Raw genomic sequence first — 25,971 nt, 5'->3', positions numbered from 1 at the left:
GGCTTATCGCTTGCTGAGCCCAGGGGGCACGAGGTAGGTCACGGAGACGGGGAACAGTCGTGGGGATGGACTGGCGTAGCGCGCGCGGATGCGCTCCTCCTCGCGGGCCATCTCCTCCGGCAGGTCATTCAAGCGCCGTTCGAGCGCGCTGCGGTCTCGTTCTAGTTGTTCACGTTCAGGTATGGAGAACAGTTCCATCTGCGGCTGGGCGTCATTGAGCTGGGAGCGGATGCTGGTGATGAGCTCGCCGATGGCCGAGCGCATGGCATCCACCTCGGCCTCGGCCCGCTCATCCAAGCGGCTCTGCAGCGTCTTGGTACGGTCACGCATGCGGGCTTCGAGGGCACGCCACAGGTTCTCACGGTGCGTCGGCCACAGGGGCTCGACGCTCTCTTTGAACCAGTCAGGAGCGGGCTGTGGGAGCCCGGAAGCGGCCAAGAGCTCCAACTCGCCAACCCGGTCGATGCGGGTGAAGCGTCCCTCACGAAGCTGTCCCCCAGCGAAGATGACTTCTTCGTGGATGCGCTGGTTGTCGGCACCGAGAACCACCAATCGTGCATGTGCAATCGCCACCGGTACATCCGCGGTGTTGGGTGGCATCAGCCGCGCGGTGACGCGGCTCAGCCGCTGTTCGCCCTGGGACCAAACCTGGGCACGCAAAAGCTGCAAGCACAACTGGACCAGCCGGTGGTTCAGGTGCACCAGGACCACATCGTCCCGCCCTTGCGTCAGTGCATGGTCGAAGACGATAGGCCGAATCTCATGCGTGTGCGGGTGGGCGAGGCCGTCGTATGCCGATTGCCAGGTGCCGACCAACCGTGGCAGACGGAAAACAGGGCACCGCTCGCGTTGCCCCGTCGAGTCCGGCCAGACGCCAGGCAACGTGGCCTCGACAAGGGGCTGCTGACCGGCCAGTGCCAGGCCCGCCTCCACCACCGCATGGATGGAGTCAGGGGTGAGGTTCAGCTGGCGCCGTGTGTCTTGCAGCTGGTGATGCAATCGAGCCAGTTGTGCATTGAGCTCGTTCTCTGCGCGCCGCACGCGCAGAAGCTCGCGCGCCGGCTGTGAATGCCGTTCGGCTTCGGTCGTGTCCAAGTCGCGCCGACGTCCGAGCATCGCCTCGGTGACCTGACGGGAGATGACCGGCCCGACCTTGCCCAGGTCTTCGCGAATCGTCTCCACCTTGCGCGCCGCCCGCAGCAAAAACTCAAGGTCGCCTTCCAGGTCGCCTGGGTTGGCGTCTTGGGTAAGGCGTGAGCGCTGGTGGTACCCCTGGCCGACGAAGTGGAAGATGTGGACCTGGAGCTGACGCTGACCGTGACGGTCGATACGACCGTTGCGCTGCTCCATCCGGTTCGGGTTCCAGGGAACCTCGATATGAACCAACTTGTTGCAGTGGTTCTGCAGGTCGAGACCCTCGGACGCCGAATCCGTAGCCAGCAGGATGCGCACGTCTGACTGTGCTGGTGAAGCCTGGAATGCGTTCTTGACCTGCTCACGCTCGTCCAGCGGCATGCCTCCATACATGAGCTGGACGCGCCCAAGGCCTGAGAAGCCGGCGGTGACCAGCCGCTCCTGCAACCACTTTTGGGTAGCACGGTACTCGGTGAAGAGGATGACCCGCTCCTGGTTCCATTGCCCATTAGGCATCAGCGTTTGCTTCAGCCAGGCAAGCAGCGTTTGGAGCTTGGAATCGCCTCGGGCCGACATGCGGTCGGCATAGGCGCGGAGGTTGTCTAGTAGCGCGGCCTCTTCATCGTTGAGCGGCCGGAACAGCGAGGCCGCTGTGGTTACGGCCTCATCGGCCGCAGTGTCCCACTCGGCGTCGCTCTCGACTTCAATTTCTTCGTCCAGGCCGTCAATCATTCGACGCAGCAGCCCTGTAGAAGGCGGTGCCTGGACCGCACGACGGCGAATGGTCAGCGATTCCACATGCTTGGCCAGCGTGGTTCGAAATGCTTCGGGCGACGAGAAGAGGCGCTTCTTCAGCAGCTTCAGAACGAACTCCGTGGCGTAGCGCTCGCCGTCGTCGCGGGCTTCCGCGGCACGTAGCTCGGAGTAGCGCTTGAGGTCCTGGTGCGCCTGTCGCTCCTCCGCCGTGTAGTTCACTTCGAGCGCCTCAATGGCCCGCTCGGGGTACCGGGGGGTTCCGTCCCATCGGCGCGGGAGCTCGCGCTTGAGTCGGCGAACCATGACGGCGGCTAGCTGGTCGGACTTCGGCGTCACCGCGCGAGCGAAGCGCTGGTCATCGAGCAGCTCCAGCAGCGTCGAGAAGCTCTCGCGATAGCCGTTGTGCGGAGTAGCCGACAGGAAGAGCTTGTGCTCGAAGTGCGGTGCCAACAGTCGAATGGCATGGGTGCGCTGGGAATCGGTGGCGTACTTGCCGCTACCCGACGGTGCGACGTTGTGCGCTTCATCGACCACCAGCATGTCAAATCGCCGAGGGTAGGAAGGCTGCCCCGTCGCGGGCAGCACTTCGCGCATCAGCCGCAGCGGACGCTCGCGCTTCAGGAAGTCGATAGATGTGATGAGCCGCGGGTAGTGGCTCCACGGGTTCACATGCAAGCCTCGGCTGCGACGAAGCTGCTTCATAGTTTCGCTGTCCACGATGCGGAAGTCCAAGCCGAACTTGTCACGCATCTGTTCGCGCCACTGAATCTGCAGCCCCGAGGGGCACACGATGAGCACAGACCGGATGCGGTGACGAAGCATCAACTCCTGGACGACCAGGCCGCTCTCGATGGTCTTGCCTAAGCCGACGTCGTCTGCGATGAGCAGATTGACCCGAGGCATCTGGATGGCACGCGCCAACGGGTCGAGTTGGTAGTCCTCGATTTCGATGCCCGCACGAAAGGGGGCTTGCAGGGTGCTGGTGTCGGTCTGCGACACGGCGCCCCACCGCACAGCGTTCAGAAATGCGTCCAACTGCTGCGGGACATCGAAAGCGGTCAATTCGGGCATGGAGGCCCGCTCGAGCACTGAAGTCCCGGGTTCCAGCTCCCACACGACCTGGAGTTCTTCGCCGAGCGCGTCATCCTCGACTGACGACATGGAGACCAGATGTTGCGGTGCCGCGTCAGTCCGTCCTGCCTCGACGGCAGTTACGACGAATCGACGGTTTCTGGCCTGCACGAGTTGACCAGGTGCCGGGAGCCCCCGCTCAATGCTGACGACTTCTGCCACGTTCCTGCTTCTCCTTTATAGGCGGCTCAGCGGCTGCTTTATTAGCTCTGGACCTGCTGCTACGCCGAACTTCTCGCAATGCTCGCGAACCAGCCCTTCGATGAAGTTTGCGATGGTGCGGTGGTTACGTACTGCAAGGTCCTTCAACTCTGGGCTGACCCACAGGTTCAAGGTTTTGGTCTTCAGGTCCATGCGCCTCACTGGAACTGTCGGTTCACACCAGTCATTGATACGCGATAGGTGTACATCCGCTTGCTCACGCCGTATTGCGCGACGACGACCTGCCTAACGCTCTTCAGGCGAGCAAGCTGTATGCGGTCGGGGAAGGTGGGCAATGCTGGCTTGCGGACCTTAGGTGTTCATGTGGGTGTGGCGACATTATCCAGCTTCCAATGATTGAAGGGCAACGACCGAGGGGGGCGACGCAGAAAGGCACTCGCCTCCCAAGCCTTTCACCGTCTGTTGAGCGGACCGCCGGTTGCCGTTCCCATTTCTGGCTGGAGCAAGGCGTCATTCGCTGGCGCGAAGCCTGGCGATAGGGTCAAGTTGCGAGTCGGGCTACATGTAGAAGCTATAGCGAGGCTGCACAGCATCTCCTTCCCGCACATATTTGAGAACCTTGCCAACTTGATGGGCAACTCGCATGGTGATGGGTTCCGCGCCGTCAAACTGAGTGTTGTTCCAGTTGAGCTTTGTTAGGGCAAGAATCTCTTCGGCGAGCTTGCGTGGACTAGTGTCCGCTTGAGCAATCTGAAATTTCAAAGGGCGTGGCACATACATCCCCGGATATGTGGCGTAGTACGGCACGCTACCTCTCGTGTAGAGGAGGTGGTTCGCGGGGTCCAGGCTCAGCATTGTTCCTCTGAGCGGTGGATAGTTTCCGTCGCGGAACAGTCGTGTGAAGGACTTGGTTATCACAAGGAAGTCTGCAGTTTCCAGTCCTTGGTCATCGACCGCACCGTTGAAGCCATCCAGCTCCTCCGCGCTGTACTTCGAACTCTTGTGCACAACCACTCGAGCCGGCGGATGCTTGTGTTCTCGTCTGTATTCCTTCAATGCGGTAGTGAGCAGCAAATGTGCATCGTTGCGAGAAAGGTGCGGTTGCCTGTCGTCCTTGGACAGTTCAACTGCCTTACCGCGCACGATTACCCCCTCGCCGCGTTCGTCGTAGACCTGCGCCATGCTCGTTACCAGGTTTGCCTGGTCGAGTGAACGATAGAAGCTGATGCCAACAAAACATGCATGGAACTCGGAGGCGTCGCGAACGATACGCCACGGCCGGTAGTTCGCCTTGTAGTACAGGGCGGTGTGGAAATTCCAAGCCCTAGTTGCCTCGTCTTGCAGCGGGCGCTTTTCTCCTTTTTTGCTCGTCTTTCCCTTTGCAGCCTCGTCGTATGTTTGCGGCAGCACGAGCTGGATTGGTTGGTTCATCCGCATGACCTTTGCTTTCAGCATGTTGCGGAGGTCGAACGTGCTCCCATATTCGAGCGCGTCTTGCTTAGGGTTGAACTCTGCGGTCGCTTCGCTAATTTCTTCGTCTTCCAATGCGACCAACTCCGGCGGGACACCCACAATGACGACGTCCGGCCGACCTGACTCGCTGATGGCCCGGACTTCATCAGAGAGCAGTGATTGCCCGTCGGCGATGGCCATAAGTTGAGATTGGGCGGTGATACGGCTCAACTCTCGATTGGACAGAGTTCGTACAGCGTTTGAATCAATATCGAACTCGGCCCGGAAGGCCGAGTCTGCACCAAAGCCCGGAAAGTCCGGGAATAGATGTGGCTGCCGGCTGGCCTTGGCCTTGATGCCGGCCTTGCTACGCTCGAGCCACTGGAGGATGCCGTCCACCGTTTGTTGGGTGCCGACTACTCCGAGGCGAATTCGGCGCGCTTGCCCCTCGATGCTGTCGAGCGGGCCAAACAGGGCGATGCCTTGGCGCATATCGACATGCCTGTGATGCCCGCCAAATTCCAGTTCTGGCTCTTCCAAGAAATCAAGTTTCATCATCCAAGCTCGAACAAAGGTGCAGATGTCGTGTCGCCTTGTTGGTTATCGGAACTGTCCGATGACGTCCACGCGTTGTCATCAATACCGCGGTCAATGCTGAATACGGCGGGTGGACCAAAGTCGAGAAATGGGTATCCCTCGTCAAAGAGGCCGGGAGGGTTACGCAGAATGTCCACCCACATCATTAGTTGCCCTCGAATCGCTCCATTTTTTTCCAGTTCCTTGATGCCCTTCAGCCACTCTTCATGCCACTTGCTTTGTTCTCTGCCGTTCTTGGTAAAGAAATACGTCGGGGTAACTTCGAGGTACCAATCATCTCCAAACCGATAGAACTGCGCCTTCATTGCTGAATGCCGGAAGCCCATCAGATGTCTCTGCTGCTTATTGCGCCGCTCTTTAAATACCTCTCGCGCGGTGGCTTTTTTGTCCCCGCGATAGGCGTAGTCATACGGCGTGTTGCTTTCGGAGGGCGGGAAAAAGAAGCACTTCGTATCCCTGTCAAATCGTAGAGCCTCTGGCATTGACCGCAGCTTCTCCCGAAGACAGCTGTTCATCAGATTCACGAAGTCGCGTTGCTTGTCCTGGTCGGTTGATTCTGCCCACTCTTTGACGTCAAAGTCCTCTACCGTGCCTCTGTCGCACACATTCTGATAACGCGGGTCAGTCAGGTCACGCACCGTAAGAATTCTGCCGTTCTTTAGAACGAACTCGAGACGCAAGTGCGCCTCGCGTAGCGTCGAGGCCAAGTCCTTTGCTGTTTGATAGGACGTCTCAGCCAAATATAACCGTTCCGGCAATTTCGTGACGGGAACTAGGTTGCTGACGAGTGTCTCTCGCTTTGAAAGCGCGGGTGCGACGCCGCGCGGCGAGGCTGCCTGAGCGACATCGATGAGCCGCCCTCTACTGTCTTCGTTTAGAGCGTCTCTAGCTTTGACAAAGCGCATCCGCTTTTCATCGCCAGGTGGAGAGGGTTGAATAACCTGCCAGTAGCATTCGTTCGTACTCGGTCTCGAAACGATAAGGATGACCGGCACAGTGTGGCGGAGCCAATAGGCCATGTCCCGGGCGTCTGGCCAATAGTCAAAGCTCTCGTTATTTTCATTTGGTAGCGCCGAGACTGCTTTGCTCTGTACCTTGATGAGCATGCCGGTCATTCGGCCGGTGGTGGCGTCCCGGATTTCGATTTCGCCGTCTATGCCGGCATCGTGTTGCGTCGTTGGTCGCCACACGAGGCCCATCCGTGAAACTATCAGCTCGATTAGGCCTGTCCCTTGCGTGCCTAGCAACTGACTGTCAGTCAGCTTCTTATCGTTCATTTGCCATCCAATAGACCCACTTCGGGCTGTTCCAGCTGGACCGCTGAACGCGGCATCAATCCTCGATTTTCTTCTTCGAGACGCCTACTCATTGTAAGTGCATATGTGTCGGTATTCAGGGTGAGCTGCTGTATTCGTGTATCGCTAACCGTGCAAATCGCAAGCGAACTGGGTTCCATCTGTGGCTGCTGCGAACAGCGGGTGCACGATGGCGCCTGGTCGGCGCGGCCGGAAAATCCACTGTGCCGCTCGCCCAGCTTGAAAAACTTCTCTGCATTGACTACGGTAACTCGGTCTCGGCGCAACGTTGAGATGCTGTATTGAGAGTGAACCTGCCTTCGCAAATGTGACGCGCTCCCGCGGCGAACCTCTATTTATGAGAGGGTTCGACGCAGGAGCGAGCGATGAAGCAGCCCACTTTTTGGCGAGCGAAAGTTCACCGCGTTCGGCTGGAGACTGGCGCCGGCATTCAGTCTTCGCTTGCCTTACAGACAACGCCCATCGCGTGCCCCGCGCTATGGAGCGACCTTTGCACGCTGTCGCAGGTCCCGGGGCCGGCCTGCCGGCCTCCTCTTGGGGGCTGCCATCGGAACGGCAGCCAAACACGAGTTGTCACTTCCTTTGCCAGTCACAACGGCGCCCGTTCTCGCGCACATCGTGCGGTCAGCGGCAGAGCCAATTTCCCGCCTCTACTCACGCGACAGCAGCGCGAGGTAACGCTAACGTTACAGGCGTGTAACGCGAAAAAAAATTTCAGTCGGAAGAGTCCTTGCGTGCCAAGCGATATTCGCGAGTGGCACTGTAACGCCTGTCAGACCACCCCTATATTTCGCCAAAACGCGTCCGTAAGCTATGCAGTCGAAGCTCCCAATGACTGCCTGATGCTGAACAGGAACAGCACTCTCCATCTTCCATTCCCACTTGGTTTTGCAGGCGTCGTTGCGCGCCTCGCGACACGCTCCCAAAGCGTTCTCCGACTGACGGCAGTAGAGCGAGGTGTGTCATGAGCCACTCTGTGTCGTATGGCCGTCGCGGCCGGCAGAGCGCCGCCAACACCGGCATCCGTCAAAGGGCATCAACATACGGCAAGGCCAGGTTCGGCACGTACAGCGAAAAAGCTGGCGGCCACATCAACGTCGAGTCCGATGTCGAACGCTTCGTCGCACAGTTGCTGACGATTGACCCACGTGTCAGGGCTTTTCAGCCGCAGCCGTTTTTCGTTGACCTGATAGACCAACGCGTGCTGTTCACGCGGGATGCGGTGCGGGAAGCCTGGCACAAGCATCGCGATGTACCTGGCGCGAAGTTCTACACCGTGGACTTCAGTATCGAGGGGCTTGGCGGCTTGCATCATGCCGTCGAAGTGAAGGCCGAAGGGTTCGAGGGCGACGAGGTCTACCGGGACAAGGTTGCGCGCGCTCGCCCCATTCTGGCTGCCAATGGCTATCCCCTGCGCACCCTGGTCCTTCGCGCGAATACCGTTCATCCGGTGCGGATGAACGCGCGGGTGCTAAAGCAGGCAGCTCACCAAGCCCGCACTTACTTGACCGACGAGCTCGTTGAGCGCGCGATGCAGCGCTGTGAAGAGGGTTCTGTCTCGGTTCGCATGCTTTGCTCAGACCTTCAACTCCCACCAGGCCTGATTCCAGTTCTGCTCGTCAGTGGCGTGTTGGCGGGCGACGTGGCTCATCGCGCTATCTGCGGAAGGCTGGAGTTGTCCCTGGCGTATGGAGGCCTTAGCCAACCGGTACATCAAGGTCACCGACATTCATGACGACATCTACGCAGGCAAACGGACGCTGCTTCGCGCGGGCAAGCCGCGTTTTAGTCATGCGGCGCAACGGGAAGAAAGGGAACTCCATGAACGAACTCGACATTGACCACGACATGAATGTGTGTGGCACACCTGGGCAACTTGTTGTTGATAACGGCCCCGAAACCAAGGGCGGACGCATCCGGAATCTGGACCTGCTCGGCGCCCACGTGAAGCACTGTAGAGCCTGGGCCGGGCAACAAAAGGCTGTTATCGAACGGCTGCATTGTTCAAGCCGGACAGAAACGACCGGCTCGGCGCGCGGCAACTCGCCACCGAACTTGGATGATTTATGAGAGGGTATAGCGGGAGCAGGCGATGAAACTGGTCTGGCTGCGGGCGAATTTTGCGACGTGGGTAGTCCTTCGCCTAACCTCCAATACTCTGTCCCGGTTCGAAGGGGACGAGTGCGATGGTCTCCACGCCCATCGCGCGCAGGCAGGCAATCAGGAAGGCAGCCGAGAACCTCTTGCGATTGATTTTGCGGTTTATCTGGTCCGGCGACTCGTAGATGCCCTGCGCCTCCAGCATCCGCGAAAGCTCTTTGTAGCGAATGCCGCGCCGTACCATCTCTTCCTCTACCAGCCCCTTCGCCTCTTCTTCCCACCGCCCGTACGGCTCAGCCGGCAGCTGACCACGTTTCTGTGGGAGTTCTTCCATCGTTCCCCCTCGACCTTGTTCGAGCCTCTATTTTTCTGGTGCCGCGATTCTCTCACGGGAAATTTCGGTCGTATACGACTGACTCCATGTGGGGGAGCACTACACGTTCTCTGCAAGCCATTTTTTTGCGAGAACAGAATGCTGACCATAACCCTACAACCCAGTTTGCCGGCCCGACGGGCCGCAACTGCAATCCAGACGACCAGCCTCGTTAGCAGCCGGTTGCAGACTCCGGACGGAGGCGCGAAATGAGGAGCGCACCGTCCTATGGCGTCCGTAGTCGCCGGAGCGCTGCGAACGCCGGCGTCCGGCTTACGGCCCGTACGTATGGCAAGGCTCGCATCGGCACATATGCCGAAAAGGCCAAAGGCCACATTACTGTTGAATCTGAGGCGGAACGCCTGGTCGCGCATATGCTGTGCGTTGACCCGCGCGTGCGCTCTTTCAGGCCGCAACCGTTTACCGTCGACCTGGTCGCAGAGCGGCTGCTGTTCACGCCCGAGGAACTGGCAGAAGCGCGCAGGATGCGCGGCGGCCGCGCCGGGGAGGCGGAGTACACACCAGACTTTGCCACCGTTCAGGCCGACGGCCTGCAGCGCGCGTACGAGGTCAAGCTCCAGGGCTTCGAGGGCGACCGTGGGTACTGGGCGAAGGTCGAGCGGGCCCGGGAAATCATGGAGGCGCACTGCTATCCGCTATTCACGGTGGTGGTGCCTGCGAATGAACGGCACCCGGTCGTCGTCAATGTGCAGCTGCTGAAGCCGGCGATAGCGCGTGCTGGCGAATACCTGACGCAGGACATCATCGACCGGGTCCAACGCTATTGCGAATTGGGTGCGGTACTACAGCGCACGCTGTGCGCCGAACTCCAGATTCCGACCGGCCTGATTCCTCCGCTGCTTGCTATGGGCGTTCTTCAGGCCGACCTCGCGCATAACCAGATTTGCGGCGCGCTGGAACTGACAGCCGCATATGGTGACTTGGCCCACCTCTGTTTGATTGAGGAACTGCGGCCATGATGTCCGACCTGCGCGCTGGGGACAAGCTGGCGCCGCCCGGCAAATCTGACAGCTACTTAGAGGTGCTGGACGGCCGCCTGCATGCTGGCTCCATCCAACTGTTCGACGCCGAGAAGCGCGAGGCCAGGTATGACAAATACGATGACATCAGCGCCCGGATTTCGGAAGGCAGTCTGGTCCTTCATCGGAAGGGAATGCCGCGCGTCAGCATTGCCGCCCAGTACGACAATCCGGAATTGCACAGTAAGGTCCGCCTGCTGAACGACATACTGCGGCGCATTGATGTCATCCGGAACCAACGCGGTCTGTCGTTTAACGCAGCGATACCGCTGGCCCGTGACGCTTACCTGATGGAAAACGCAGGCAAGCCTCTTGTTTCCCCGTTTCCGTCGCCCGCAACCCTGTACCGGGCTCACGCGAATCAACTGCTGGGCCTGCCGGTTCTCAAGGGTGACAAAAATAAAGGCAATGCGACGGCCAGATATTCAAAAGACCTTGTCGAATTCGTCAAGGACGTCATCCAGGACCAATTCCTGGTCACGGAATCCAAGTGGACGGTCTTCGACCTGACGAGATACGTCAACCGTGAGGCTCGTCGGCGCGGCTTGCATGTTGCCAGCCACGCCATCAGCCGCAAGTTCGTGTGCGCCAGGATTGATGAACTGACCGTCGATGCCGAATACGACCGGATGGACCCGCTCAATAGGGTCGCAGGTAAATCGTTTGCAAAGAAGCGCATCCGGGCGGCGTTTCCGTTCGCCCGAATTGAGCAGGATGCTCTGCACCTGCCGTTCGTTGTAGTAACGCCGCATGGCATCGCCCGGACCATCTATCTGGTTCTGGCAATTGATGTCTGCACCGGGTATCCGGTGGGATGGCATCTTGTCATCGGTTCGCCGCGCGAGATGGATTCGCTGTTGTGCCTCGAGATGTATCTGACGCCCGCCAAGGCAGCCCGCTTCGCGGAGCTTGGCATCGCTCACGCGCTGAACATTTACGGCACGCCCGCACAGGTCATTTTTGATAATGGTCCGGAGACCAAAGGCGGAAGAATCGTCCGACTCGAGCGATTAGGAATGGATGTCAAGCACTGCAAAGCAAAGGAAGCTCAAGGTAAGCCATTCATCGAGCGCCTGAACAGGTCACTTAAGGAAGCACTGCAGCGTCTCCCGGGATGCACGCGCTTCGAAGGGAAAGATGGCAAGCGCGACCCCGAGGCACTGGGCGACGACTTGATAAGCGTCGAAGCACTCGAAAAGTGGATTGTTGGGTGGCTCTATAGGGACTGGGCCAACACCCCGCTCGACCGGCTGCGTTGGGACGAACTTTTGGTCGATTCGGTCAAGGGAAAGACGCCGCTTGAGCGCCTGGCCTACCAGACCGAAGAAATGGGACAACCCATCACTCTGCCGCCACCGCGCCATGAATGGATGGCGGCACTTTTCGAACACCAGATACGCACGTTGAACGCCAAGACGGGTATCTCGCTCGAGCATGGGTTCAGGTACAACGGCGAAGCGAAGTCGTATCTACTGGCCAAGTACGGCGACCGTGCGCAACTTCACGTGGTTTACAACCCCGACGATTTTCGTCAGGTGTACGTGTACGAGGGAAGTGACCTTCCGCTTGTCCCACTGACGCACGACCACGTTCGTCCGGACACGCCGGCGTGGACCTTTGCTGAAGCCAAAGACCGGTTCGATTCGGGCATGGCTGACTGGACGGTCCCGGACGAAAAGGTCCAGTTCGAGCGGGAGCTGGACGAGGCGGTCACCGGAAACGCGAAAGCCGGTAAGCCCAAGGCTCGCGGCAAGCGTGAGGAAAACAGGGAAACCGTGCGCCGCGCCAAAGACAATTCAGCTGTCCAGCGGGCCATCGACCGGCCGCTTTCAGCGGCAGCACCATTTGGACTTGCACCTTTGGCCAATCCGTCGTTGCCAGCGGAAGATTTTCAGTCCGGCGTCATCTCATACGACGATGCGCCGTCGATGAACATTGTTAACAGAAACACCGGAGAAAAACTGCTGTGACGCCAGCCCAACAATTGCGCAAGGACATTGAGGAATGCGAACTACCGCATCTCATGTTCATGGAGCACCTCACTGCGCTCAAGCGGCGCATCGATGACGCTCTCGCTGGCTTTGCACCAAAAATCGTTCGCGTTCCTGGTCCGAGCCGCGTGGGCAAATCATCCCTCATCGCCAAACTGTCGCGTGACTACCCTGAAGCCCGCATTGAAGGGCGGCGCCATGTACCTGTATTACTCGTTGAGGTGCCCCCATCCGCAACGGCCAAACTGCTTCCTAAAAGTGTGCTGCGTGCGTTGGGCATGCAGGTTTCCGGCAGCATGACGGCGGGCGCGATGTTCGACCTGATGGTGGAGCAGCTGCGCCTGGCCCGCACACGCGTTGTGATTTTCGACGAAATATCGCACCTCGTTGATGAAGGCTCGCGGGTGCCTCCGCGCGCGGCCAGCGACTGGCTCAAGACGCTGATGGACACCCTCGACATGACGCTGATTCTGTTCGGCATTCCGCGACTCGAGCGGCTTTTTGCAGCAAATGAACAGCTGCGCAACCGGGCTTGTCCCGCCCGCATTTTCTTGCCGTACGACGCAAGCGATGCTGGACAGATGGCGGCATACCACTCATGTGTCGCGAATTATGCGCGCCTGTTCTCTGCGGCTGGCTATCCCATTGACATGCCCGCCCGCGTGTTTACGCAGCAAAGCTACCTGCTTACCGGGGGCCTGATAGGGGTACTTGCGGACTTTATGCGCGAGCTTGCGAGTTTGATGGCACACGAAGCGCCGCGCGCCATTACATACGCTGATTGCCAGAAGGCGCTTGAAGAAGTCAGCCACGCGGGGTCACCGCACAGACTGGCATTCCAGGACTCTGGCATCGACGACGCGGGCGTGGAGCCGGCGGCGCTGAAACAGGCATATGTCCACGTCCTGACCAGTAACGCGGCGTCGGTACCAGTTCGCAAAAAAATCGGAGTTAAACAATGAGCCTTGTTCTCGCCAACGCACCTAGGAACGACGAGTCCGGGATGGGTTACTACCGACGTCTCGCCGCCGATAATGCGCTTTTCAGCTGGCGCGACCTGGCAAGTACGGCCGGCGTCGAGCGGAATCGCCGTGCCTTGCTCACGCGCACGGAGGACGTCGCCTGCAATCTCGGCCTGGAACCGGCATGGACCGAATTTGCCCGACATCAGGAAAACCTCTGCCGGGGTTGGGGACGTCTGCACCGTGCGCAATCTGACGCCGTGTGTCCTGCTTGCATGGCTGAATCGCCTTACCTGCGAAGCTGCTGGGAACACGCCTATGTCACGGCGTGTCCGCAACATCGAATCCTGCTGGTTGACCAGTGCAACGCTTGCGGGAAGCATCTTTCACCGGAGCGGCTTTACATTGGATTGTGCTCGTGCGGTCACGACCTGAGCAGTCTGCCACGTGTGCCGGCGACCCGCGCACAGCAGTGGCTGTCGACGCTGATTGCGAGCGACGGGCAGCAGTCTGGCAGTATCAAGCCGCTTGTGCACGGCATGGACATCAACGTGCTGATGAAGGTCATCCGCACGCTCTGCCAATACCCGGACCCGACACGTTCCGGGTTGCCGCGCAACGCGGCATTGCCGAAATTCGTCACTGAAGCAGTCGAATATCTCTCGCCGCTCGAAGATTTGCTGGCCGATTGGCCAATAGGGTTCCAGACCCACGTCGAGCAGCGCATCGCCGCTGGTCGCAAGGATGCCCGCACGCTGAACACGTTGCTCGGCGACTGGTACATCAGTCTGCGCAAGCTTTGCCAGGGCACGACGCTAGAGCCTCTTCTCCAAATCATCATCGACGTCGCTGCCCGGAAGTCCGATTGTGTCCTGGGCCTGGATTCGGCCAAAGCTATGGCCGAGGACGCGACCGGATACATGCGCGCGTCGCATGCTGCAAAGGCTATCGGCGTCAGCGTTTCACGTCTGCATGACTCGATTGCCGCGGGCGAGTGCGAACACCGTGCACGGCGCACTGGAACGCGTGGTCAGCTGTTCGAAATTCCATGCGCTGAGGTTGAGCGCATCCAGAGACTACGCGCCGGGTGGATTTCCGACGTCGTTGCCTGCGAACTGGCGGGCGTTTCGCCCATCGTGCTCGAACGCATGAAAGCAGCTGGGGTAATCCGGTCAGACGTTCGCTGGCGCGAAGACCTAATGAAGGGCGGTCCGGTCGAGCGCCATTCCATCTCGGATTTACATGAGCGTGTGGAGCGGTCGGCCCAATCCGCTGTGGTGGCCGATGATTCGACGCTCACATGGGCGGAGTTGACGAGCCGGCGCATGGGTGACCGACGGGCAATCGAGTCGCTGATGCAGGCCATCGCAGGAGGCAAGGTGAGAGCCGTCGCGCGCGGTCGGACACTGGGCGAAATGTCCTTCCTGAGGACGGACGTGTCGCAGTATTTCGGCACGCCGCTTCTCGAGGCCGGTATGTCCATTCAGCAGCTTTCGAAGTTTACGGGCTGGAAGTGGGAGAGCATTTCCCACTGGATTGATGAGGGCTTGCTGGATGCGCAGTCAATCGAGTTGCGTGGCCAGCCATGTCGCGTGGTGCTGCCTCATCAGCTGTTGGCATTTCGGCAAACTTACGTGCCCCTTGCGGACTTGGCGCGCGGCATGGGCACCAAGTCATCCGCGTTGTCGAAGCTGCTGTCCGGCGTCGATATGGTGGGCGCAAAACAACTCACCAGCGGGGCGGCTCGTGGTGGACTGGTTCGTCTCGCCGACTTGTGCCGTCTCGCCGTGCTCGGGGCAAGGGCCGGTCAGGACCTGTTTGTATCCGCGTCGCCTGAATGACAGATGGATGGAGGAATGAAATGCCACAGAGACTGCGGGACATTTTAGGCAGGCTGTACAAGCCTCCGACGGACGGGGTGCGGCAAGTGTTTGCGCTGTCGAGGGGAGATGCAGAAAAACTGCCGCTGCTGCCCTCGGTGGCGGTCATCTCAGTCACTGCGCCAGAACGCCCACCTGCCAACCTCGGTTCCTTTGCTCACGTTCTTCGCCTGAGTTTTGCCGATGTGAATTTCCTGAATCCATATCTTTCGGCAAGAGCCCAGGAAAAACTCGTCCATGCGTTCACTGACGCACAAGCTCAAGCCGTCCGCTCGTTCGTCGAAACCCTGCCCGCGACAATCTCATCAGTCGTTGTTCACTGTGAAGGCGGGTACTCGCGCTCAAGTGCAATTGCCGTCGCGCTGCATCGACTATATGGTTACCACGCCGAATTGGCATACCTCTCGGAGGCTAACTCTTCCGTCATTCGCGTGATGATGGGTGAGAGCCGCGGACATCATGAACGGCATACCCGTCGCTGATATGTATCCCCGCATCCGGGCTGGTCGGGACTATCCCGACCAGCCCGGATGCGGGCGAGACGCGCCAGATTGCCAACCTGCAGTGCGCAAACTTGGAGCCTCCTCCCAGAGTGGCCCTTGTTGCGGCTTCCGCAAGCTGAGGCCAAACTGGCAAAGGTTTCACCATCCTGTTGTCTACCTAAATGGCTCAGCCAAAAAAGCAGGTGAACATCTTGATAGTGTGGCTACGGGTGGTGAGGCTGAGCCCAGCCCTCCCTGGCATGTTTGCCCGGGATACGCCTTCACTCAGCCGCCACCCAAACTACGGTATGGAGCCGGCTTCGCCCGGCAGACTTTCGTTCCACGCTTCTGCCTTCGCCAGCGTGCCGGATGTCTCAGAACTGCCCCCCGAATCCGGTGTCCCCTGCGCGCCGGTGCTCGTACCTCGCCCGCGCAGGCGGCAATGACCACATCACCGAAGCCCATCAGTTGGATGGGGCGGCCCCACTATCCGGCGGCTTTTTCGCGCGGCGGACAGCATGTAGCTTCTTGCATCAAAGTATATGTATTGCGAGTGAGCATGAAGCACCAATCGAAGAAGTCCGCTCTGAAACGGGGCGATGTTGAGCGGAGAGTGCGTTTGCCGTGCCCGCAGAAAGGAGGACGATGATGTCGTCGGAGAATCAAATCGACCTAGACATTGCACTTCGCAAGCTCCACGAGCTCGCGTTGGCAGATGGCGACTTGGGTTATGAGTATTGGTATCGAGTTGGTCAGTTGCTCAGGAGCGCGGCCGGCATGCAGTCAGAAATTGATGCACTGTCGCGAGAGCTCGAAAAATGCCGCGCGAAGCAGCAAGGCAAGTCGGAATCGTGAGAATGGCGGCGGGCGCATCGCTGCGCACGTTCATCCGAGTCGTTCGAGCTCTTGGGCGCGAGCAGTGGTTCGAGACAATTGCCCCGGCCCCGTCCGTCAATCCGCTCATGCTGACTCAGCCGTGTCACGTCGTCAGCGGGCCAGCGAGCCCCGACTTAAGACGCAACGTGAAAGACTGTGGAGCTGGTAGGTGCGCGCTTATAACGCCTCTTGGTCGACAAACTTGTTCTGCCTTTTTAATGCGGGAATGAGATGCGTATCGGCTAACGAGCATCCCGTCAGGTCTATCGGTTGCTGCCCGCCTTTTCGTGCTTCAAACGGCGAGTGACCGTCACCTCTTTCCAATCGCTCAAGCATGGGGCCGTAGCCGGGCTCCCAGGCTTCTAGCCCATCGAAAACCGCACGTAGGCTCGCCAAGATTCGCATTCCGGCGAAATCCAAATCACCCCAGAACCAAGATGGCAGCCTGACCCCAGCGCGCAACCACCCCAGAAACTTGCTGGTGTCCGTTTCCTGAAGGGAGCCATGGGCTGCGAAGTAGACGGAAGCTCCGGCGGACGACCTCAATCGTTTTGCACTACCCTTGAAGCCGGACGCAAATACAAGCGCCAAGTTTTCGTAGCGCCCCGTTGCGTCTCTTGTCGCTTGCTCGAAAGTGGCCAGATTTTCGATAAACAGCACTTCAGAAAATCCCAGCGTCGGCAAGAAGACCTGCAGCTGGACGGGCACCTCGGAAAAAGGGCACTCTTCTTCACGGAGAATGGCTGCAACCAATTGCTGCCGACCATCCAGCACCTTCGATAAGCCCCAGAACAACCTCGCCGAGACCTCTCTCAGAAGCAAAGGCTCTTCGACAAAAGACGGAAGCAATAGAAGGCGACGCACGACCTCTTCTGCCGTTCGTCCTGGGATTTCGATTCTCATGCGACCCACGGTTTCTTTGACCGAGTCGTGACCTTCTATGAAGGCTTCGACGGCTTCACGCCATAGCTCGCTGTAGGGCCGAATCCGTTCCGGTCTCCCGGTAACTTGCCGGATAGCGTTCTGATTTCGAACGACCGCGCGCGGATTGCATTCATAGGGGGCTTTTCCTGGCGGCTGCCGGTCAAGCTTCAACTCGAACCAGCCCCATGCCTCCATCTGCCGCAAGCAGGTCCATTGCAGTTCACGCTCTTCCTCAAGGGATGCATTGAACAGCCCTGGAAACGACTTCGCATCGAGTCTGATTGCCCTGACAAGCGCCTTGCCCTGAGCCTCAGCGGCATCGAATTTGTCGACCAGATGGTTCAAGAATTGAAGAACGCCAGGGGTCCTCAGCCACCGCGGCTCGGTCACGTCGGCTCCTTCGCCTCTTCTGCCTCGAAAAGAAGTTGGGCTTGCTGCCGAACCTCTTTGCGACGAGCCTCCCAGAGCTCACGCAGTTTGTCCGAGTTGAGTTCTCGTTCATCGGCTTCAGACACGAAGTCGACTTCGCCGTTACCTTCCGCCATGGTCCTGGTGAAGCACCATTCTTTGGTGAACTCAGATTTCAAGGCGCCTGCATGTTTTGTGGGCATTGCGCATATCAACTGCATACCAAGGCTGTCACGAATGAACTTCATCACATCATGAGCACGGCGCTCGTCCATCTTGGCGAAGGACTCGTCGTTGACCAACAGCCTTAGGTTCCCCCCCTTCTCAAAGTGTTTCAGGCGGTTCGTAACGACTGCCGCACGTACGATATAGGCCGGAGTTTCCAACTGGCCGCCAGAACCGGTACCCCACTCGGATAGAGCTACTCGAGACCCAGAGTCCGACTCCTTCCAAATTTCATATCGGCGATAGTTGCGGTAGTCGGCAATTCGCTGAAGCTCTTTCTGTGCGCGTTCCTGGTCGTCTGCTAGCAGCAACTTCAGCAGCCGGTCTCGTACGGCGCAGTTTTCTGGACTAAGTACCTGCTCATCGAAAAGCCCGCCTGACTCCTGCGTTTCCGCCAATTCGTAGGCGGCGCTGAAGAAGCGATAGTATTCCTCGAACTCCGGCACCCAGTGAGACCAGTCGATGCGAAACCGGTCGGTCCCAAATTTCAACTTATCCAACTCGTAGTTCAGTGCTTTGAGCGTACGCACCCCGGTATCCACCGCGTTTCGAATCTCGTAGCAAAACTGCTTTGTGAATACATCCTGAAAAGAAGTCTCTGCCCGCTGCAGCTTGTCCAGGTTTTTGAGCAAACCGATTTCACGCTGCGCACCCAATTGTTCTCGCACTTGAGCGCGCAGTTGGATTAACAGGCCGTAAACCGGCCCAAAGTCACCGTCGCGGTGAGCCCCGTAAGCGAAATCCAGTTTCTCGTCCTGTCGAGCGTGCTGGTTGTACTCAGCGACCAACTCGCGTACATCTCCCGTGAAATCCTTGGCGTTGCCTATGAGGTTCTGAGCCGCATCCACGAGATTCTTAGGCCCTCCATCGCTCTCCAGCAACTGGGTAACTTGTTCTCCCAGAGTGGCATACGATAGGGTGCCGCTTACTTCCGCAAGTAGGCTTAGCCGCTGCATCTCCTCAGCGACTCGAACTCGACGCGCGGGAAGTACGCTTTCCTTCTGTGAAACCACTTGGCCCTGCGTCTCCAGGTCGGAATTCAGCTTGCCAATTGCCTGGTCTGTCCTGGAAATTCGACCCTCGCACTCTTCCAGTTGTGTCTGAAGAGCATTCAGCTCCGCCGCCAAGCTCGCGACCTCAGTCAAGTCGAGCCGACCGAGTTCATCCGCAACGCGTCCCAACTCATTGACCGCTTCGACTGCGGCTGACGTGGCAGCGAAGCTCGGACGCTTGGTTTGTCGCACTTGCGAGAGAAGCGCCTGAAGCGATTTTCGCTTCTTTTCCAAATCTTCTAACTCCGCCTGAGCCTTCTCGTGGGCTGCTTCTGCCTCCGCTCTTGCGTGGGCTTGCTGCGCCTTGCCGAACACAAGATTGTCAGAGGTCGCATGGAAGTATGTCCGCCCGGCTGTAGCGCGGCCGTCCTTCATCACACCCCGTGGCGTTTTGCGAAGGACGTCGAAAGATTCCACCTTGATTACCTGGCCATATTGTTCTTGCAGATACGCCAATACAACAGGATGGTCGGTCCGCAGTTCATGAACGATAGAGTCGCTTGGCACCAGGTCTGGACGCGCCGACCGTCGGCAGAGTCCACCCTGCACGACACGCGACTTGAGATGCCGGTCACGTACAAACCGAATAGCTTCCTCCTCGTGCTCTTCGGCCACCACGAAGTTGAAGCGAGACCCAGCCAGATACCCTTCGATTGCAGGCATCCAGCCTTCGTCCACTGGTTCAATCAAATCACACAGCACTTGCACGCGGATGTGGGATAGCTCTCGGCGAAAAGCATCCAAGCCGACCTTCACTTCGCGCGGGTAGTCAGCTCCGCCTTCCGCCAAGTTGCCCTTGCGCTCCGAAGCATGTTTCTCCTTGTCTACGAGTTGCTCTCGCAAGCCGTTCAGAGCACCGAGCTGTGCATTCACTGCGGAGACAAAGCTGTCCGTGGGGCCCACCAAGCGCTCATACAACGGCTCAAGGCGACTTGCCAGGGCCTGCAACTCTTCGAGTACCGAAGAGGCAGCCCGCATTGCGTGAACGTCAGAGGCAGACTGGAGCGAGACCAGAGATGCTTCCCATGTATCCACCGACAAAGACTCGAGCACTGCGAGCGCCTGCGCTACCTCCCCGATGGCTGTGCGGACCTCGCGGAAGTCATTCGGGACCGCAATACCAACCAATTGACGGCTGTGGGCAAGCAATACCTGAACTTGCTTCACCCCTGCCACCAATTCGCCCAAGGCTGCGGTCAGGCTCTTCTGCGCTTGTGCTGCTCTGTCGTCCAGACGCTCCTTCTGGTTGGCCGCCGGGATGCCAGACAGCTTGGCCTTGATGGTCACCAGCCCCTCTTGATAGCCACCTTTCTCGCCACGTAGCTGCCGGATGAGCTCGTTCTGTTCGGTAAGTCTCCCGTTAAGCTGGTCGACGGCGCGGTTTGCTTGTTCGAGTGCTCTCTCATCGTCGCGCAGGTTGCGGCAAGCGAGGAGCGCTTGATACACCATGGCCTTTTCATAGGACTCACCCGCCATGCGGACGACTTCACCAAGCGTTTCGAGACGAGCGACGCTTTCCCGCAGTCGCTCTCCCTCTCGGCGGAGGCCGTGAACCTGACGCATCAGGTCGCTGATTTGACCGATGCGCTGAGCGTGCTGCTGCGGGTCATACTCGAGAATTTGAGTCTTGACCAATTCATCCACGCTACCGATGGGCTTATGTGCGATAGCCTGTGTCCATGCTTTGGCGGCAGCTTCCGCCTCCTGAAAAGAAACCACTTTCTGACCTCGAAAGCGTCCGTACATCTGACAAAGATATTCGCGCTTGTTGTCCTTGAGGTTCAGGACGTGAGGGTATCTGGCCTTGAGTTGGGATTCGATGCGCTCGACCTCGACGACAGTCATGTTGCCCTCCACGTCTAGGGCAACGAGGTCATCAAAATTCAGTTCAGCGTCGTCAATAATGAGCAAGGCGAGCCGCTCTTGCACAGCCTGCCGGCGGTCGCCGGACCCATCTACGCGTGCCGCCGCCGCAACAAGCGCCGTAAAGCTTTTGCCGGTTTCTCCCTCGCTAGGGCGAAATACCAGCCCAACGTACCCATGCGCACCATCTGGCCGAGCGAACAAGTTGTCTTCTGCACCGACTATGTATGACCACAAGGTACGCTTGGTCTTGCCGTTGCGGGTACTTTGACTGGTTTCATCCTGGCCGGGGTTGTAGCTGAAAATGTGCTGATAGACCGCCGTCATGCCGGTCTGTAGCGCATCAAGCATCGTAGACTTACCAGAGCCAGTCGGCCCCGTCAGTAGAGTCATGTTTCCCATGGGGTACTCGCCCGGTCGCAGCGAACCCCAATTAACGAGAATGAGAGACTCGAGCTTCATTGGGTGGCCTCATCGTCTATTTCCGCAGCCGGCTCAGCGGCACTACCATCGAGAGCGGTCGCGAGGGCATCGTCGCTCACAATGCCCAGAATGGTTTGCCGGATGGCGATAAGGGCATCCTCATCGGACATCGAAAACGTCGCGCTTACGCGTATCAGGCGGTGCCGCTTCAACTCCCGGAGCAATTTGTCCCGGTCGCCGGCAGATTCTGGCAATGGACGCTTCAGCTGTGTCTGCAGCGTCGTGGCGAGTTCGTCGAATCGGATGAGCACTTCTCCTTCGTCAGTCAAATTCGAGCCACCTTCCGTGAGGCCCCGCTGATAAAGGAAACGAAGGGCGAGAGCGGCGGCTACGAAGTCGGGAGACAGCTTTGCGCGTAACGAGGGAGCCGGTTCGGAGTCTTCTGGAGTGATGCCAGGGGCTTGAGCGCCGGGCGCATAGAGCCGGAAGAACTCAGCTTTGGTGTCGTGATATAGGAAGAACCCAGCTAGGCTGAAATATTCGGTGAGCAAGCTCTCCATCCGACGCGCGTCATCATATAAGCGCGCTTCTATGCCGTCCTCGTCTCGGACAACGATGCCATAGGCGAAGAGCCGAGCTGCGACCTCTTGGAGTCGGTCGAGCTTAAGGCCGGATGGTTGCAAGTTCTCAAGCGCGGCGGTTGTCAGGCTCATCGTCGAACTCAATCAAAAAATCGTCTGCGGTGTAAAACTTATTAATGAGGCGCGTCGGCAGCTTGCTTGCCTTGACGTCTGTGTCCTGATAACTGCGGATAGCCTCCACAGCCTGCATAGTCGTCAGAACGTCGGTGGCTGATGTAACTGGCAAGCTCGACAGGCGGAGGGCCCTATTTCGGAGGCGCAGTTCACGGCGGAGGTATTCCAAGACATCGTTGTTGGATAGAGCGAACGCTCCCGCTTCAGCGCGATGCATCGCAGCTGCCAGCCTGCTTTCACGAGTGACTCGAGGTTTAACTGTGACCGCCAAGGCCTTGCGTCGTTGCGATGTAGACCGGAGCTTGAAGGAGGCGGGGTCAAGCAGACGCACCTCTGCAGGTGCGATGGCTGCGCCCAATCTGTGAAGCAGGGCAGCTTGAGCATCGCCTTCCTGTTCTGAAACTAGAGCAATGGCTTTGCTGTAGTTGTGACGGGACTGCTCGCCTCGAAGAAGCATCGCTTGCTGCACGATGCTGGTGGCTCGGCGAACATAGATGTTCATGGCTTTGAGGAGTTCAGGGTGTTTGGTGGTACAGGCGGCTTCGACCATCTCCTCGACACGGTCCAGCATCCAATCGAACGTGCTTTCGGCTTGACCATCCGCGTTGGCCCACGAAGCGATGTCCCGAAGCTGGGCTTCAAGAGCGTCGAACTTCTCCTGCTCGATGCTACGCAGCTTGTGGATAGCCCCTCTGATGGCCTGGCGATGCCTTTCCACGTTGTCGGATGTCATCTGCTTCTTGAAGTCTTTCTCGAAGCGGTCAAGAAACTCGATGAACTCATCCCACGAAGTGCGAGAAGCCTCGGACATCAATCGGCGAACCAACTCCTGGAAATAGTCAACGCCCTCCGATAGGTCGCTGATGACTCGCTCAGCGTAATCGTAGGCATCCACAACGTCGTAGGCGTCAACATTCTTTAACGCCGCTTCAAGGGCGTTACGGCAACCGCGAACGTTGCGCTGACGGCTGCGAGTACGCAATCGGCTCAATGACCATAAGGCTTCGGCAAAGAGTTTTCCTGCGCGTGTCAAGCGATAAGCTGTGACCAGCCCGACTCGGTCTCCGAAGGTTTCCAGCCATCCATCCTTGAGCAGGCTCCGAATCAAAGCTCCGGCGAGTAGTTGGACGTCGTTGCTGTCGATGCTGGCGAGGTCGTCGTCTTCTGTAAGACCATCACCAGTGACTTCCGCGGCGTGCTCGCGAATAGCCGGCATCAGTACATCCCGCAGGCTGTCGCGGTTCAAATTCTGGGAGTAGTCGGCGCCTGGGCCATGCAAACGCTCGTAGAGGGACTGCAGGCACGCAGCCACGAGCTCCCGCCGCTTACCGTTGAGCGGTCTGAAGAAGTTCTGGCGTTCGGTCTCGAAGAACATGAATACTAAGCTCGCTGACGATTAGCGGTTCTCACGGAGCAAGACGTTAGAGGGGTAGGCATTAAGCGTAACGCATGAGAGTGTGGGAAAAGCCAGTATATTTGGCGGGTACGTTACAGCTTCCAATTTGCCAGGAAACCCGCGTGTCAAATACCCTCACCGCCAAAGAACAAGCGCTAGCGAAGATTTTCAGCGACGAATATGTGTTTACCATCCCTGGCTACCAGCGACCATACTCGTGGGGTAACGACCAGGCTCAGGAGCTGCTTGACGACTTGTTGGCCGCACTGGAGTCTGCGCCAGAACAACTCGGCGATGCCGCGCCATATTTCCTCGGAAGCATTGTTCTCATCAAGAATGAGGCCTCGCCTGATGCGACGGTGGTCGACGGGCAACAGCGCTTGACTACGCTAACGCTTCTGCTCTCTGCCATCAGGGCCACGATAAACGACGGAGCTGTGCAGACAGGTATCACAAAGCGCATTTACGAGCACGGCGATGTCGTGTCCGCTACCGAAGCCAGCTACCGTCTGTCGCTACGTGAGCGAGACCGAGACTTTTTCCGTCAGTACGTCCAGCACGAGGATGGTTTGGCCAAGCTCATTCAGCTCAATTCGACACTGCCGAGTGTGCAGGAGCGTCTTCGCGCCAATGCCAAGGTTCTCATGGCCGGTCTTGCTAAATTGAAGCAGTCCGATTTGATACGGCTGGTCCAGTTCATTATCACCCGCTGCTACCTCGTCGTGGTGGCTACTCCTGACCTTGATTCTGCTTATCGAATTTTTGGTGTTCTCAACAGCCGTGGTCTCGATTTGAGTGCTACGGACATTTTGAAAGCGGAAATCATTGGGGGGGTCGAATCAGGTCTGCGTGATGCGTACACGAAAAAGTGGGAAGACGCAGAGGAAGACCTGGGACGTGACGAGTTTGGTGACTTGTTCAGTCATATCCGTATGGTGTATCGCAAAGCCAAACCGCAAGGGACCCTGCTGAAGGAGTTCAAGGAGCACGTTACGCAGGCAACCCAGCCGCAGGCATTTGTCGACACCGTACTTCTTCCGATGGCACGAGCGCTTGCCGCGCTCCGCGACGCCGACTATGCCAGCACGATGCACGCGGAACTCGTGAATGAACATTTGCGTTGGCTTAACAAGTTGGAGTTCAAGGACTGGTTGCCGCCTGCCCTGGCATTTTATGTGCGGCATTCCGAACAGCCGACGCTGATGCTAGCTTTCATTCGCGACCTCGAACGCCTTGCGTATTCGATGCTCGCGCGAAAGATTGGGGTCTATGGCCGCATTGAGCGCTTCTCTGCATTAACGGGGGCCATCGAAAATGCCCAGAATCTCTTCGTTGAGGTGTCACCGTTGCAGCTCTCTCCGAGCGAGCAATACGAAACCTATTCGGTGCTAAACGGTCCGCTGTATGACACGCACTCAGCGCGTGCAGTGGCGCTACTGCTTTTGCGCCTAGACCGACTTTTGTCTGATGGTGCTGCTGTGTACGAGCATGACGTTGTCTCGGTGGAGCATGTGATGCCGCAACAGCCTGCTCCGAACAGCCAATGGGCGACGTGGGTCCCGGACACAAAAATCTATCAAAGCTGGGTCCATCGACTGGGTAACCTGGTGTTGCTGAGCCGCAAGAAAAATAGCTCCGCGAGCAACCGCGAATTTTCCTGGAAGAAGGCTTCGTATTTCACCAAAGGTGGCGTCTCCGGCTTCGCCATTACGACTCAAGTGTTGCATCATTCGGAGTGGACAGTTGACGTCATGCAGACGCAGCAGAATGCGGTGATGAAGGTGTTCGAAACGCACTGGCGCTTGGAAGACCGCAAGAGCAAGTCAGAGGTCACGAAGGAACTGCTGGCCGAGCTCCCGTCGGATAACGACGGCATCTACTTCGAGCTCGAAAGCGCCAAGCACGGCCTCACCGCCGTGGCGCGGAAAAGCACCGGCGCGTTTACCGTTCTCGCACAGTCGCAAGCGCGGTTGGACTGGTCGGGGCAGCCACATTCATACCAACAGTTGCGAGAGAGCCTGCAAAATTTCGGCTCCCTACAACTGTCGCCTGACGGGTCCCATCTGGTCTTTACGCAGGATGTGAACTTTGTCAGTCCTAGCGCTGCATCCGCTACGGTCCTGGGCAGAACGGACAATGGGCGGAACTCATGGAGACTCAGGGGGACGACGATTACCTTTGCCGCCTGGCAAGACAATCTGCCGGCCAGCCAGCCGCCAGGCGAGACAGAATCAGGTAACCAGTGATTTTGTAACGACGTAAGTTCGTCATGAATCCAGCGGTCAGGCGCCGCTCTAAACTGAATAGACGGCCTTCTTGAAAACTTCGAATGCAAATTTGAGGTTCTCGTCTGTCGGTGGCTTTTTGCGCAACCACCTGGTTTCAATGCCGAGGTACGTGGCCCAGTGTATGCCCTGCGTGAACTCCCTCCAGCTATCGTTTTTCGCGGCGAGCTCAACGTATTGATTTACGAGGAGATACTGATGTGCTCCCGCACAGTACTGGGCGCATTTGTACGCTTCCCGGATGTACAGGAAGGCCTCCGCGTATTTTTGTTCGCGATAGTAGTAGGTGGCTCGTGACCTGCCCCCGGTTTTAGTACGAAGCACAGTTAGAGTCCGAGGTTAAAAACTCTTGCTCATGCCCCTGCGCAAACTGCATCGGGGTCAGGTA

At 58.4% G+C, this 25,971-nt stretch carries 19 protein-coding genes; 10 read left to right on the top strand and 9 right to left on the bottom strand.

Features of this window, described 5'->3' with window-relative positions; all coding sequences use genetic code 11:
* Positions 1-3: 3 nt before the first annotated feature.
* Positions 4-3,183, bottom strand: a complete 3,180-nt coding sequence (drmD, locus tag ACUXH0_RS22215; RefSeq protein ID WP_182594660.1) for a DISARM system SNF2-like helicase DrmD — start codon at positions 3,181-3,183, stop codon at positions 4-6.
* A 15-nt stretch (positions 3,184-3,198) separates the two neighbouring features.
* Positions 3,199-3,375 carry a hypothetical protein gene (locus ACUXH0_RS22210; protein ID WP_182594661.1) on the bottom strand — a complete coding sequence of 59 codons (177 nt, stop codon included), beginning with the start codon at positions 3,373-3,375 and terminating at the stop codon, positions 3,199-3,201.
* A gap of 74 nt (positions 3,376-3,449) precedes the next feature.
* On the opposite strand from ACUXH0_RS22210, the gene ACUXH0_RS22205 reads away from it, so the two are divergent.
* Entirely contained in the window at positions 3,450-3,722 is a 273-nt protein-coding gene (locus tag ACUXH0_RS22205) for a ubiquitination-like system serine protease family protein (RefSeq protein WP_220485498.1), read from the top strand.
* 19 nt (positions 3,723-3,741) lie between these two features.
* Here the strand turns inward: ACUXH0_RS22205 and ACUXH0_RS22200 are convergent, their stop codons facing one another.
* A complete protein-coding gene (locus ACUXH0_RS22200; RefSeq protein WP_182594662.1) occupies positions 3,742-5,193 on the bottom strand; it encodes an argonaute/piwi family protein in 1,452 nt (483 codons plus the stop codon).
* Complete coding sequence (locus ACUXH0_RS22195; protein ID WP_182594663.1) at positions 5,190-6,509, bottom strand: DUF4365 domain-containing protein; 1,320 nt, start codon at positions 6,507-6,509, stop codon at positions 5,190-5,192. Before ACUXH0_RS22195 ends, ACUXH0_RS22200 begins: the two co-directional genes overlap by 4 nt.
* 1,003 nt (positions 6,510-7,512) lie before the next feature.
* Between ACUXH0_RS22195 and ACUXH0_RS22190 the strand changes: the two genes are divergently transcribed.
* Positions 7,513-8,283, top strand: a complete 771-nt coding sequence (locus ACUXH0_RS22190) for a hypothetical protein (protein WP_182594664.1) — start codon at positions 7,513-7,515, stop codon at positions 8,281-8,283.
* A gap of 86 nt (positions 8,284-8,369) precedes the next feature.
* Positions 8,370-8,618 (top strand): hypothetical protein, encoded by a 249-nt coding sequence (locus tag ACUXH0_RS22185; RefSeq protein WP_182594665.1) that lies wholly within the window; start codon positions 8,370-8,372, stop codon positions 8,616-8,618.
* 73 nt (positions 8,619-8,691) lie between these two features.
* Here ACUXH0_RS22185 and ACUXH0_RS22180 read toward each other — a convergent pair whose 3' ends face one another.
* The gene (locus tag ACUXH0_RS22180; RefSeq protein ID WP_182594666.1) at positions 8,692-8,982 is read right to left on the bottom strand and encodes a DUF6471 domain-containing protein; all 291 of its coding nucleotides are present in this window, start codon (positions 8,980-8,982) and stop codon (positions 8,692-8,694) included.
* Positions 8,983-9,230: 248 nt separating this feature from the next.
* On the opposite strand from ACUXH0_RS22180, the gene ACUXH0_RS22175 reads away from it, so the two are divergent.
* The 6 genes from ACUXH0_RS22175 (at position 9,231) to ACUXH0_RS22150 (ending at position 16,231) form a co-directional block, all read left to right on the top strand.
* A complete protein-coding gene (locus ACUXH0_RS22175; RefSeq protein WP_182594667.1) occupies positions 9,231-10,001 on the top strand; it encodes a hypothetical protein in 771 nt (256 codons plus the stop codon).
* On the top strand, positions 9,998-12,031 hold the full coding sequence (locus ACUXH0_RS22170; protein ID WP_182594668.1) for an integrase catalytic domain-containing protein: 2,034 nt from the start codon (positions 9,998-10,000) through the stop codon (positions 12,029-12,031). The genes ACUXH0_RS22175 and ACUXH0_RS22170 overlap by 4 nt, the downstream gene beginning before the upstream one ends.
* Entirely contained in the window at positions 12,028-13,014 is a 987-nt protein-coding gene (locus ACUXH0_RS22165) for a TniB family NTP-binding protein (protein ID WP_231973131.1), read from the top strand. Before ACUXH0_RS22170 ends, ACUXH0_RS22165 begins: the two co-directional genes overlap by 4 nt.
* Complete coding sequence (locus ACUXH0_RS22160) at positions 13,011-14,855, top strand: TniQ family protein (RefSeq protein ID WP_182594669.1); 1,845 nt, start codon at positions 13,011-13,013, stop codon at positions 14,853-14,855. Before ACUXH0_RS22165 ends, ACUXH0_RS22160 begins: the two co-directional genes overlap by 4 nt.
* Positions 14,856-14,875: 20 nt before the next feature.
* Positions 14,876-15,376 (top strand): hypothetical protein, encoded by a 501-nt coding sequence (locus ACUXH0_RS22155; protein WP_182594670.1) that lies wholly within the window; start codon positions 14,876-14,878, stop codon positions 15,374-15,376.
* Between the two features lie 645 nt (positions 15,377-16,021).
* Entirely contained in the window at positions 16,022-16,231 is a 210-nt protein-coding gene (locus tag ACUXH0_RS22150) for a hypothetical protein (RefSeq protein ID WP_259393746.1), read from the top strand.
* 198 nt (positions 16,232-16,429) lie between these two features.
* Here ACUXH0_RS22150 and ACUXH0_RS22145 read toward each other — a convergent pair whose 3' ends face one another.
* Genes ACUXH0_RS22145 through ACUXH0_RS22130 form a run of 4 tightly spaced genes read right to left on the bottom strand, consistent with a single transcriptional unit; the run spans position 16,430 to position 23,277 of the window.
* Positions 16,430-17,521 carry a DUF2220 domain-containing protein gene (locus ACUXH0_RS22145; RefSeq protein WP_259393747.1) on the bottom strand — a complete coding sequence of 364 codons (1,092 nt, stop codon included), beginning with the start codon at positions 17,519-17,521 and terminating at the stop codon, positions 16,430-16,432.
* A gap of 41 nt (positions 17,522-17,562) precedes the next feature.
* The gene (locus ACUXH0_RS22140; RefSeq protein WP_182594671.1) at positions 17,563-21,186 is read right to left on the bottom strand and encodes an SbcC/MukB-like Walker B domain-containing protein; all 3,624 of its coding nucleotides are present in this window, start codon (positions 21,184-21,186) and stop codon (positions 17,563-17,565) included.
* The gene (locus ACUXH0_RS22135; protein ID WP_182594672.1) at positions 21,183-21,860 is read right to left on the bottom strand and encodes a DUF4194 domain-containing protein; all 678 of its coding nucleotides are present in this window, start codon (positions 21,858-21,860) and stop codon (positions 21,183-21,185) included. Before ACUXH0_RS22135 ends, ACUXH0_RS22140 begins: the two co-directional genes overlap by 4 nt.
* Positions 21,835-23,277 (bottom strand): Wadjet anti-phage system protein JetA family protein, encoded by a 1,443-nt coding sequence (locus tag ACUXH0_RS22130; protein ID WP_182594673.1) that lies wholly within the window; start codon positions 23,275-23,277, stop codon positions 21,835-21,837. Before ACUXH0_RS22130 ends, ACUXH0_RS22135 begins: the two co-directional genes overlap by 26 nt.
* 143 nt (positions 23,278-23,420) lie before the next feature.
* On the opposite strand from ACUXH0_RS22130, the gene ACUXH0_RS22125 reads away from it, so the two are divergent.
* On the top strand, positions 23,421-25,544 hold the full coding sequence (locus ACUXH0_RS22125) for a DUF4357 domain-containing protein (protein WP_182594674.1): 2,124 nt from the start codon (positions 23,421-23,423) through the stop codon (positions 25,542-25,544).
* The last annotated feature ends 427 nt before the right edge of the window (positions 25,545-25,971 follow it).

The sequence above is a fragment of the Ralstonia sp. 110700041-2 genome (genome assembly GCF_056280165.1).
This window is presented reverse-complemented; position numbering and strand designations above follow the sequence as displayed.